Below are 10,084 nucleotides of genomic sequence, written 5' to 3' on the forward strand. Positions count from 1 at the left end.
TAATCGACTGATTTCGTTCGTGGTACAACCGGAACTTCTTGCTGATCTGGTCAATGTGCACGGCAACATCACTCATAGTGCTTCGGCCAGTCCTTTCTCACTCCGGCGGAATATCCAGAGACCAATCACAAATGCCGCAAATGCCCAGATCACACACAGCAGGAAATCCTGCGGATCGGGCCATCGGTTGTCGTACAGCAACTGGCGAAATACGGCAACGAAACGCACCAGCGGATTTGCTTCGTATATATCGAGGATGGTAACGGAGGTGCCGAGGAGCGGCCCGTATTTCTCCGACTGCACCGCAACAAGGCTGATGGGATAGATGATGGGCGTCAGGTACATCCAGATCTGCATTCCGATCGACACGAAATACTGCGTGTCCCGGAAGTGGACGTTGGCGACGGCAAGCATCAGGCAAGTCCGGCAGCAAAAATAGCCAGCAGGATCATCGTCACGAGCACAAGCGGGAGCCACGGCCAGACGAATGCGCCAACGAGCGCCAGGACTACGACGAGCACCCCCATTTCGAACAGCCAGTTGTAGCCGACCGATCCCACCTTGGACAACGGGAGCACGATACGGCTGAAATAGACCTTCTGCACCAGGCCGACATTGCCGAGAATCGATCCCATGCCCTGCTGGACCACATTCGAGAAGAACGTCCACGGGAGAAGTCCGCACAACAACCACACGGCAAAAATATTCAAGCCGCTGGGATCACCAGGTTCGGGCTGCACTCGCAGAATGAACGCAAACACGAGCGTGTAGATCAACATGGAAGCGAGTGGGTTCACCAAGGACCACAGCTGGCCGAAAATGGTGCGTTTGTACTGACCGCGAATCTCACGCAGGGTGAGATTGGCCAGGAGCTCTCTCGACTCGAGAACTTCCTTTAGGTATCGCATGTAGCCTCACTGGGTAGCCGGCCGGGGGTGGCCGCAAGTCAATCTAGCCTAGAACTATGATTGGGAGTCGTATGTCCAACGCCCAGAACCCATCATCGCGCACGCCGCGTGTGGCTGTGGTGACCGTCAGCTATGGGTCTGATGATGTGCTTGGTCCGTTTCTCGCCTCGGTCGTTGAGGCTTCCCAGGTACCTCTGCAAATCGTCGTCGCCGACAATAAGCCCTCACCGGATTCCGGTATGGTGGCCGATTTGGCCCGCGACGCGGGGGCCACATACCTGCCTCTACCGTCCAATCGGGGCTACGGCCACGCTATTAACGAGGCCGTTCGCAGCTTGGGGCCGGAGATCGATTGGGTTGTGATCAGCAACCCCGATGTGACGCTGAATCGCGGGTCCATCGATGTGTTGCTCGACGCGGGACGTTTTACGGCATCCATCGCCGCTGTCGGACCTCGGATCCTGTCGGCTGACGGCCAAGTGTATCCCTCCGCCCGAACCGTGCCATCCCTGCGCTCGGGCGTGGGTCACGCAATTTTCGCCAACGTCTGGCCCGCCAATCCCTGGACGCGGACGTACCGCAGGGAAACAGACGGGGATGTGATTCGTCGCGATGCCGGATGGCTCTCGGGCGCATGTCTCATGGTGAGACGGTCGGTGCTGGATGAGCTCAACGGCTTCGACGAGAGCTACTTCATGTACTTCGAGGATGTCGATTTGGGATACCGCATCGGAAAGCTCGGATTGCGAAACGTTTATGAGCCGGCAGCGATCGTCGTGCACACCGGCGCCCACTCCACCTCAACCCGCGACGAATCGGCGCGAATGATCAAGGCGCATCACGACAGTGCCCAAAAATTCCTCTTCAAAAAGTACTCCGGAGCAGTTCTCTGGCCCGTGCGGTTTGCTCTGAAAGTCGGCTTGGGCCTCCGCTCGGCGATCGAGTCACGCCGCTCGTCACGCTAGGTACGCCTGAGGACGCGGCGCAGGGCCCCGACAAGTGCCCTCAAGGGTCGAGTCATTCGCCAGGACTTGCTGCCCTTCATCGTCGCAATCTCCGACCGGAGCGCCCTCACGGAGCACCGGTCGTCCTCCACTTGGGCCTCGAGATTGCGGACTCTCTCCGTTGCCAGGGCCAGGCCTCGCCTGCACTGCTCACTGGCCGCCTCGTAGTCCCCCACAATCTCGAACATCATCGCCCGTTGCCGCGCCACTTGATTGGTATCCACGTAGCCGTCCAGTCGCTCGTTCACAGGTACTCCGTCACTAAGTGCTCGGTTGCGCGTCGTGACGCCTGGGCCAGTTCGAGTGACACGGCCGAATTCGCCGGCAGGGCCGCGGCAATCACGGCCGCGGACACAGCCTCGCCGATCTGATCAAGCGGCACGCTGACGGGGAATTCTCGGTCCCATGTCTGTGCGTAGTGCGTGACCTTGAGGTTTTCAAGGCTCACGCGTGGTCGCAGAAAGGAATTCGCGATAATTCGACCGTGCAGGGACGTTCCGAGCCACAGCTGTGATTGAGCTATCCACGCGGCCAACTCAAGCGGCTTCCTCGTTGCCAGCACCGCCGGCGTGAGGTGAGGTGAGTGGCGTTTGATTTCCTGGACGACCTGCTCGTATTGATGTGGGCTGTCATGGTGCCGTGCGAGTCCTGCGAGCAAGAGAACGGGCCTCCACCCGGTCTGCACGGCAAGATTCACGATGGCACGCGCGACGTTCTCGACGCCGTATTTCGCGATGACGGTCGTACTTGCCTGAAAAATGAAATAGGGACTGTGCGCGGGGACATGCTCCCACCGAAGCTCAGGATGATGCAGCGAGATGGAGTGCACGATGTCGGGTGCGAGCCGCGTCGATACGCCGACGCTGTGAGCAAAGTCCTGCGATGACGTGTCCCGGACGTTCACGGCGGATGCACCGCGCAGGACAGCGATCGCCGTATCAGCCTCGGGGCCACTGCCCTCCGCTGCCATGTTCCCCAAGCCGACCGAATTGAGAATCAGCGGTGTCTGCTCGTTCAGGGGAAACCGCGACAGCACGGGGAGGTAGGCAGGGTCCACCGGAGCACTGTCGGAGAGGAAGCGCGAGAGCGCCGTTCTGCCCATGGTGCTGGCAGCGTCGAAGATCGCTCCCTCGACCTCGGGCAACGACATTGCCAGGGCATTCTCGGTCGTGACCCCTCCGACCTCACCGCCGACCACCCACACGGCATCCCAGGCACGGGCAGCAAGCAAGTCGCTCTGGGGGTACACCTGGGTGCCCAGCAGGCTCCGCATGTCGGCTCCGATGACGGAGCCGGCCACGATGCCCCGCTCACCCAGATAAGTCTTCGTGAGCTGGTAGAAGAGGAGATCCCCGAAGTTGTCACGTTCGAATGCGCCGATGAGCACAACCGTTGGAGTCGTTGCGGACGTGGTCATGCGGTGTTCCTGTCACTCACTGATGACCCCCATTAGGGGGGTTAAGACAGTCTAGTCACCACTCCTGACGGGGGACGTGTACAGGTATTACGTGTTGACGAGGCCCGCAAGGTATCGGCCGTAGCCGCTCTTGAGCAGCGGCGCAGCAAGAACAGCGAGTTCAGCGTCGTTGATCCAGCCGGCACGCCAGGCGATCTCCTCGATGCAGCCGACCTTGAAGCCCTGTCGATCTTCGATCACGCGCACGTACTCAGAGGCTTGCATCATCGATTCGAACGTGCCCGTGTCGAGCCAGGCGGTACCGCGATCGAGAATCTGGACGTGAAGCGTGCCATTTTCCAGATAACGCTCATTGATCGTGCTGATCTCGAGTTCCCCGCGAGCGCTGGGTTTGATGGTCTTGGCGATCTCGACGACCGAATTGTCATAGAAGTACAGTCCGGGGACGGCATAGTTGCTCTTGGGCTTCGGCGGCTTCTCCTCGATCGAGACCGCGGTCATTGATTCGTCGAATTCGACGACACCGTACGACGTGGGGTTACTCACGTGATAAGCGAATATGCGCGCCCCATCGATCTCCGCATTGCCGCGCAGCGCCGAGCCGAGGCCCGCGCCGTGGAAGATGTTGTCCCCCAGCACGAGGGCAACACTCTCGTCGCCGATGAACTCTTCTCCGATGATGAAGGCCTGCGCGAGACCATCCGGTGACGGCTGAACGGCATACTCGATGCGGATGCCAAGATCGGATCCGTCGCCGAGCAGCGCTCGGAACTGCTCGTTGTACTCAGGGGTCGTGATGATGAGGATCTCCTTGATATCCGCCATCATGAGCGTCGACAAGGGGTAGTAGATCATGGGCTTGTCATAGATGGGCATCAGTTGCTTCGATATGCCCTTGGTGATCGGCCACAGGCGCGTGCCCGAACCGCCGGCGAGGATGATTCCGCGCATGGCCCTATTTCCTGTCGTTCAGTGAGTCATAGTATGCCCGGGCGGCAGCCCACTCGGGCAGCAGACCGGCCGCCGCTGCGGCCGAGAGGCCCGGAGCATCCGTGTCTTTGGGCGACAGCAAAAGTTCACCGGCCTCGGGCGGGAAGACCAGGCCGATCTCCTTATCGAGCGGGTTGATTCCGTGTTCGCGGCCCGGGTTGAAGGTGCTGTTCACCAGGTAGCTCACCGTCGCGTTATCTGTCAGCGCGACGAAGCAGTGTCCGAGGCCCTCGGCAATGTAGACCGCCTTACGGTCGGTGTCGTCGAGCAGTACGCTGTCCCACTTGCCGAACGTCGGCGACCCCAGGCGAATGTCGATGATGTAGTCGAGCACAGCTCCGTGAACAGCAGTGACATATTTTGCCTGACTCGGCGGAATGTCGGCGAAGTGAATTCCGCGAACTGAGCCACGTTTGGAGACCGAGGTGTTGGCCTGGGCCAGGTCGAGCGAATGCCCGACTTTTTCCTCCAGCTTGTCGAAGCGGTACCACTCAAGGAAGACCCCCCGGTCGTCACCGAATTGCTTCGGGGTGATCTCGTAGGAGTCTGGGATGGAGAGTTCGCGAATCTGCACGCTCGGAAGTCTACCAATTGGCCTCAGCGGGAATCGTGACACCTGGTGCGGCTATGACTTCAGTCGCGCGCCAAGGGCTCGCAGCGGGCGCGTGGCCTTCCAACTCGTGCTCGACCGGAGCTCATCGAGTTGCTGGAGCAGCCCCGTTGATAAGGCTTCGGCTGCTGCCAACCGGGCGCGAACATCGGGGAATTCGCTCTGCAGCCGACTCATTTCCTCCTGAATCTCGTGGATTTCGTCGTCCTTGACGCCAAGCCGCCGCGTGACCTCGTCCACCTGCCGGGAACGGTCATGCAGGGCCGCAAGCTCATCAATATCTGCCCCAAGCTGCCCATAGGTCGACCGCACACGCTCCGGCGATTCGGCACCAGCGACAAAGAACGCCTGCATCGTCGACGGCAGGTTGCTCCCGACGCCCAGAACACCCAGACCATGGGAGTGCGTGAAGGCAAATGACGGGTACTGGTCAGACACCGTCTCCCAGAACTTCCACACGCCGAATCCCTCCTGATGTTCAGCGATATCGTGAAAAATCACGACACCCCGGTCGGACATTTTGGGGAGCCAGGCCGCGAAATCGTGTGTGATGTCTTCAAGCCCGTGACGTCCGTCGATATGCAACAGGTCAACGCTGCCATCGGCGATCACGGCGAGCGAGTCGTCGAAGTAGCCACGGAGCAGGGTGGAGAATTCCCCGTAGTCGGCCGCGTTGATTGCTGCGACCGAGTCAAAGACGTCCTCGCCGTAGAGCCCCGCCTGGTCGTCTCCGAGCCAGGAATCGAGGGCGTACGCCCGGGTATTGATCCCCAACCGAGCGACGGCTTCACAGAACACGAAGTAGGAGAAGCCGAAATGCGTTCCGAGTTCCACAATCGAGCGGGGCCGGATGGCGTCGACGAGCCAAAACCCAAAGGGGGCGTGACCCAGCCACGCCGAGGTCGTGAGGTGAGTCGGCTTCCAGTAGGAACAGGCGCCGACCCAGGCCGAACGTGAATCCGCCGAATCAGTGGTGTCGCTCAAACTCTGCATGTGGACTCCCTTGCGTGCTCAAAACATTCGGAATACTGCCGGCGCCTCAGTTCAGTGCAGCTTAATGCCACAGCCCGACGAGGACCACTGCCGCACTCTCCGGCGCGGGAGCCAGCGGCGCTCAGACGAACCCCCCGGCTGGCCACGGTATGATCGCCGAGGCCATTGAAGCAAACGGAACGGTTACCTCCTTATGAAGATCCTCGTCACCGGCGGCGCCGGTTTTATCGGCTCGAATTTTGTTCGCCGCACGATTGAAGACACGTACCCGGGCCTGGAAGGCGCCGAGGTCGTAGTGCTCGACGCACTCACATACTCCGGAAATCTGGAGAACCTGGCACCCATCGCCGATTCTCCGCGGTACTCCTTCGTGCACGGCGACATCCGCGACGGCAAGCTGCTCGACACGCTGTTCCCCGACATTGACGCGGTCGTACACTTCGCCGCCGAGTCGCACGTGGACCGCTCCGTGCGCGACGCCTCGATCTTCGTGGAGACGAACGTGCTTGGCACGCAGCAGCTGCTCGACGCGGCCCTGCGCAACAACCTCAAGCGCTTCGTGCACGTCTCCACCGACGAAGTGTACGGCTCCATCGCCGAGGGCTCATGGAACGAAGAACGCGCGCTCGAGCCCAACTCGCCGTATTCGGCGTCCAAGGCCGGCAGCGACCTGCTCGCCCGCAGCTACCACCGCACCCACGGCCTCAACGTGTCGATTACACGTTGCTCGAACAACTACGGCCCGTACCACTTCCCCGAGAAGGTCATTCCGCTGTTCGTCAGCAACCTGATCGACGACCTGCACGTGCCTCTCTACGGCGAGGGCAACAACATCCGCGATTGGCTGCACGTGGACGACCACACCCGCGCCATCGCCATGGTGCTCGTGAACGGCCGCGCCGGCGAGATCTACAACATCGGCGGCGGCACCGAGCTCACCAACAAGGAGCTCACCCAGATGCTCCTCGACTCGACCGGCAAGGATTGGTCGTACGTGGACCGCGTCGCCGACCGCCTCGGACATGACCTGCGCTACTCGGTGGATATCTCGAAGATTCAGGCAGAGCTGGGCTACGCGCCCGAGGTTCCGTTCGAGCAGGGCCTCGCCGACGTGGTGCAGTGGTACCGCGATAACCGCAGCTGGTGGGAGCCGCTCAAGGCTCGCGCCGCCCTCGACAACTAACACGGCCGCTGCCGGGGTGCCGACTTTCGCGGTACCGTCGCAGCTGGCGGTTTCACAAAAATCTTAGGGGAGCATATGAAGTACTTGATCACCGGAGCGTCGGGCATGCTCGGCCGCGACCTGCAAACGGCCCTGGCCGGACACACGGTCACGGCCCTGGGTCGCGAGAACCTCGACGTGACCGACATGGATGCCGTCACGGCCGCCGTGGAAGGCCAGGACGTGGTGATCAACGCCGCCGCCTACACCAAGGTTGACGACGCCGAGACGAACGAGGATGCGGCGTATGCCGTGAACGCGGTGGGCGCCAAGAATCTGGCGGTCGCGGCGCACGTGGCCGGCGTGCGGCTTGTGCAGGTGTCGACGGACTACGTGTTCAACGGTAGCGCCACCGCTCCCTATGCCGAGAACACGCCGCTCGACCCGATCAGCGCCTACGGCCGCACGAAGGCCGCCGGTGAGGAGTTCGTGCTCGCCAAGAACGCGCCGGCCACGTACATTGTGCGCACGGCGTGGCTCTATGGCCAGCACGGCCCGAACTTCGCCAAGACCATGCTGCGCCTGGCCGGCACGAACGACACCGTCACCGTGGTGAACGACCAGTTCGGCCAGCCCACCTGGACGAGTGACCTCGCCGCGCAGATCGTGTACCTGCTCGATGCGGATGCCCCGGCCGGCATTTATCACGGCACCAACTCCGGCGAGACCACCTGGTTCGACTTCGCGCGAGCGATCTTCGAAACGGCCGGACTCGACCCCGAGCGAGTGCTCCCCACCGACAGCTCGGCGTTCGTGCGTCCGGCTCCGCGGCCGGCCTACTCGGTTCTGGGTCACGACGCGTGGCTCGCTGCCAGGCTTGAGCCGATGCGCCCATGGCGCGAGGCGCTCACCGACGCCGCCGCGGCCGGAGTTTTTGGAACAGAATGATCACCCTTCGTGTCGTCGTCGATCAGATGGTCGCGCCCGTTCCTGGGGGGATCGGCCGCTACTCCGAAGAGCTCACGCGCGCGCTCATTGCGACCGCGCCGGCCGGATGCGAGGTGGAGGGCATCGTTTCCTCGTCTCCCCCCGCCCAGTACGAGAAGATCGACGCGGCCTTACCGGGCCTCGCATCCCTGCACAAGACGGCGCTCGCGCGCCGGGAGCTCGCCGCCGCGTGGAGCCTGGGCGTCACCGCCTCCGCGGGAACGGGCATGATCCACGCGCCGTCATTGCTGGCTCCCATGCGCCGGCACGATCGACTGAACGACGGCACACAGATCGCCGTCACCATCCACGACGTTCTCGCGTGGACCCATCCGGAGTCTCTCACCACGGCAACCGTGGGCTGGACCAAGGCCATGGTGAAGCGCGCCCGCAAGCACGCGGACGCAGTTGTGGTGCCGAGCCACGCGGTGGCCGCGCAGCTCGCCGACATTGCAGACTTCGGCGACCGCATCCGCGTGATCGGCGGCGCCGTCGGCCGCGGGCTGGTTCTCCCCTTGGATTCGCTCGTATCGGGCCGTGTGGCCGCCTTGGGACTGCCCAAGGACTACATCGTTACCACCGGCTCGCTCGATCCGCGCAAGGGCGTCACCTCCCTCATCACGGCCATGGGGCTTCCCGGCGCTCCGGATCTTCCCCTCATCGTGATCGGCCCCGAGTCGTGGGGTGAGCTCGACATCGCTTCTGTGGCTGACGAGGCCGGACTCGAGCCCGGTCGTGTACGCGCCATGTCGGGGCTGAGCGACGAAGACCTCGCCATTGTCATCGCGCGCGCGTCGCTGTTCGTCTACCCGAGCCGCGAAGAAGGCTTTGCGCTTCCCATCATCGAGGCCTTCCACCTCGGTACCCCGGTCGTGCACTCCGATGCACCCGCCCTCGTGGAGGCCGCCGGCGACGCCGGACTCGTCGTTCCGTTGGCGGATGCCGTTGGCTACTCCGAGCGTCTGGCCGCCGCCATGACGCGGGTGCTCACCGACACTGAGCTGGAGCAACGCCTGCGCATCTTTGGGAGCGACCGGTCCAAAGCCTTCAGCTGGCGGGACTCGGCCGAACGCGTCTGGCAGCTGCACGCCGACCTCTAGCGACCACGGAGATTCAGCGACGCCCGTCTTGACGAATGGGATTTATGCGTGCTGGGGAGGAGTCGGCTGACCGCCACTATCAGGCGGGCAGGTGAGCCCGTTCCACACGGCTCTCAGGGGCGCGTCACCGAGTCAGGCTCGGGTTCTCTGGCACGTACCGCTGAGTTTGTTGGCGTTCGAACTCTCGCCCTCAGGGCATCGACCAAGACGCTGGTCCGCACAAGCGGCCACGCGACGGCGACAACAGCAACAAGCAAAAGGCCAAAGATGGCGACCGGGTTCTGCGTCATCCACGGCTTACCAACCAGCATTTGGAAGCCACCGACGACGAGCAGGTGCGACAGATAGATCGGGTAGGAATACGCCCCCAGCTTGGCGTCCCACTTCCACCGCTTTGTCAGAGCAAACAGTGAGGGGATCGTTGCCCCGATAGCGACGACCAGCACGAGGGGGACCACGTAGTGGGCCATGAACGGGCTCACACCGGTAGCCCAGCCGAACAGGCGTGGGGCGACGAGGAAGATCCCAGCGAGACCGCCGAAGACGATCCCCGCCCTGAGCTTGCGCGGCACTCGATCCACCGAAGCACCTCGGCTCGACGTATATCGGAACAGAAGTACGCCGATCAGGAAGAAGGCAATTTCGAATCCGAAGAAGCGATAAGTCCACGGGTCTTCCAGGTTGAGGATGGCACCCGCGACGACATACTTGGCGACCAGGGCGGTGATCACGATACCGATCAAAACACTCGATCGCAGTTTCACGAGGAAAGGCGCCAGGAGATAAAAGGTCAGCTCGAGGACAAGAGTCCATGCCTGTGGAATCAACAGCAGGGGAAAAAGTAAAGGCGTGGATTCCAGGAACGGACCGACCGTGATCTGGTCCCCCGTGGACTGCAAAAACATCACCGTGT

The 10,084-nt window shown here is 62.3% G+C and carries 11 protein-coding genes; 4 read left to right on the forward strand and 7 right to left on the reverse strand.

Going from position 1 to position 10,084, the window contains the following annotated elements; genetic code table 11:
• Positions 1-72 precede the first annotated feature (72 nt).
• Positions 73-414 carry an ABC transporter permease gene (locus JF66_RS23615; protein ID WP_197059396.1) on the reverse strand — a complete coding sequence of 114 codons (342 nt, stop codon included), beginning with the start codon at positions 412-414 and terminating at the stop codon, positions 73-75.
• Positions 414-908, reverse strand: coding sequence for an ABC transporter permease (locus JF66_RS23620; protein ID WP_197059397.1), 495 nt, complete (start codon positions 906-908; stop codon positions 414-416). Before JF66_RS23620 ends, JF66_RS23615 begins: the two co-directional genes overlap by 1 nt.
• A gap of 56 nt (positions 909-964) precedes the next feature.
• On the opposite strand from JF66_RS23620, the gene JF66_RS11375 reads away from it, so the two are divergent.
• Positions 965-1,873, forward strand: coding sequence for a glycosyltransferase family 2 protein (locus tag JF66_RS11375; RefSeq protein ID WP_231556387.1), 909 nt, complete (start codon positions 965-967; stop codon positions 1,871-1,873).
• A gap of 283 nt (positions 1,874-2,156) precedes the next feature.
• Here JF66_RS11375 and JF66_RS11385 read toward each other — a convergent pair whose 3' ends face one another.
• The 4 genes from JF66_RS11385 to JF66_RS11400 form a co-directional block, all read right to left on the reverse strand.
• Entirely contained in the window at positions 2,157-3,329 is a 1,173-nt protein-coding gene (locus tag JF66_RS11385; protein ID WP_035878005.1) for a polysaccharide pyruvyl transferase family protein, read from the reverse strand.
• A gap of 87 nt (positions 3,330-3,416) precedes the next feature.
• Positions 3,417-4,280 carry a glucose-1-phosphate thymidylyltransferase RfbA gene (rfbA, locus tag JF66_RS11390; RefSeq protein WP_035878007.1) on the reverse strand — a complete coding sequence of 288 codons (864 nt, stop codon included), beginning with the start codon at positions 4,278-4,280 and terminating at the stop codon, positions 3,417-3,419.
• A 4-nt stretch (positions 4,281-4,284) separates the two neighbouring features.
• Positions 4,285-4,893 (reverse strand): dTDP-4-dehydrorhamnose 3,5-epimerase family protein, encoded by a 609-nt coding sequence (locus tag JF66_RS11395; protein ID WP_035878008.1) that lies wholly within the window; start codon positions 4,891-4,893, stop codon positions 4,285-4,287.
• A 51-nt stretch (positions 4,894-4,944) separates the two neighbouring features.
• Positions 4,945-5,922 carry a class I SAM-dependent methyltransferase gene (locus JF66_RS11400; RefSeq protein WP_051973450.1) on the reverse strand — a complete coding sequence of 326 codons (978 nt, stop codon included), beginning with the start codon at positions 5,920-5,922 and terminating at the stop codon, positions 4,945-4,947.
• A gap of 193 nt (positions 5,923-6,115) precedes the next feature.
• Here JF66_RS11400 and rfbB point away from each other — a divergent pair, with 193 nt between their 5' ends.
• The 3 genes from rfbB (at position 6,116) to JF66_RS11415 (ending at position 9,171) form a co-directional block, all read left to right on the forward strand.
• Positions 6,116-7,105, forward strand: coding sequence for a dTDP-glucose 4,6-dehydratase (rfbB, locus tag JF66_RS11405; RefSeq protein ID WP_035878011.1), 990 nt, complete (start codon positions 6,116-6,118; stop codon positions 7,103-7,105).
• A 75-nt stretch (positions 7,106-7,180) separates the two neighbouring features.
• Positions 7,181-8,032, forward strand: coding sequence for a dTDP-4-dehydrorhamnose reductase (rfbD, locus tag JF66_RS11410; RefSeq protein WP_035878015.1), 852 nt, complete (start codon positions 7,181-7,183; stop codon positions 8,030-8,032).
• The gene (locus JF66_RS11415) at positions 8,029-9,171 is read left to right on the forward strand and encodes a glycosyltransferase family 1 protein (RefSeq protein ID WP_035878018.1); all 1,143 of its coding nucleotides are present in this window, start codon (positions 8,029-8,031) and stop codon (positions 9,169-9,171) included. The genes rfbD and JF66_RS11415 overlap by 4 nt, the downstream gene beginning before the upstream one ends.
• A gap of 113 nt (positions 9,172-9,284) precedes the next feature.
• Here the strand turns inward: JF66_RS11415 and JF66_RS11420 are convergent.
• Positions 9,285-10,084: acyltransferase (locus JF66_RS11420; RefSeq protein WP_156109756.1), on the reverse strand; the 800-nt coding region annotated here is incomplete at its 5' end.

The organism is Cryobacterium sp. MLB-32 (assembly GCF_000738085.1).
GTDB lineage: Bacteria > Actinomycetota > Actinomycetes > Actinomycetales > Microbacteriaceae > Cryobacterium.